The organism is Methylobacterium sp. CCH7-A2, assembly GCF_001557075.1.
GTDB classification, from domain to species: domain Bacteria; phylum Pseudomonadota; class Alphaproteobacteria; order Rhizobiales; family Beijerinckiaceae; genus Allobosea; species Allobosea massiliensis.
Genome location: NZ_LSKN01000198.1, coordinates 1 through 1,060, shown reverse-complemented (window position 1 = coordinate 1,060; position 1,060 = coordinate 1). Strand labels below are relative to the sequence as shown.

At 64.2% G+C, this 1,060-nt stretch carries 2 protein-coding genes; one reads left to right on the top strand and one right to left on the bottom strand.

What is annotated here, in order from left to right:
• On the bottom strand, positions 1 to 553 hold a 553-nt coding region (soxA, locus tag AX750_RS15020), incomplete at its 3' end, for a sulfur oxidation c-type cytochrome SoxA (protein ID WP_156446464.1).
• A gap of 215 nt (positions 554 to 768) precedes the next feature.
• On the opposite strand from soxA, the gene AX750_RS15015 reads away from it, so the two are divergent.
• On the top strand, positions 769 to 1,060 hold a 292-nt coding region (locus AX750_RS15015), incomplete at its 3' end, for a thiosulfate oxidation carrier protein SoxY (protein WP_280939908.1).

The window sequence follows — 1,060 nt, the reverse complement described above, 5'->3', positions numbered from 1 at the left end:
GCAGGCGGATGCGCTTGCCTTCCTCGGCGTGGCAGGTGGCGCAGGAGAAATCCATCACGCCGCCGCGGCGGTAGAACAGCTCTTCGCCGACCGCCGCCATCTCGATCTCCTTGGGATGGCTGAGCTGCGGCTCGATCTTCATCCCGCTCGACTTGTTGGCGATGAAGGCGGTGAGATCCTCGAGATCCGAGGCGCGGCCCGGGCCGGAGAAGCGGCGGGCGACGATGTCCTTGGTGTCCAGCCCCTGCAGCTTGTCCATGCACCAGAGCAGGCGCTGCTCGGTGTCCATCACCCGGTCCGCATCGGCGAAATAGCGCGGCAGCTTGGCGAAGGCGCCTTCGAGCTGGCCCGGACCCTCGCCCAGATCACAGGCCTCGAGCGAGACATTCTTCGTGCCCCGCGGTTCGGCCCAGATCGCCTCGCCGCGATCAACCGCGAGAAAGCCGGGATTCGAGAATGGGTCCGAGAGCATCTGGCGATAGCGCTCGATCTCCTTCTCGCTGTCGTCCTGCGGCGGGGCCTGCGCGGTCAGGTGCCCGGCGGCCAATGTCATGGCGGCCGCCAGCACAGCCGCTCCGATGATGGGGAGCTTCATCTCTTGCCCTTTCGTTTCCTCGATCGGCCGCCGAGCGCGACCTTTGTTTGATACCCTCTCTGTCGGAGGGACTTTACATTCACAGAAAACAATATCACGATACGTGCAAATGATGATCGCGTGGCGGCGATGCCGTCAAGAGCGGAACAAGAACATTTCCAAGGAGGAAGCCGATGCCAACCCCGAATGCGGGTCTCACCCGCCGCAGCACCCTCACGGCCGGCGCGCTCGCCGGCTTCGCGAGCCTTCTCGGCGCGCGCCTCGCCTTCGCCGACGAGAAGATGGTGATGGCGGAGATCAAGAAGCTCTATGGCGACAAGACCATGGCCGAGGGCAAGATCAAGCTCGATATCCCCGAGATCGCGGAGAACGGCCTCGTCGTTCCGGTCAATGTCGAGGTCGATAGCCCGATGACGGAGGCCGACTACGTCAAGGCCGTCCACATCTATGCCGACGGCAACCCGC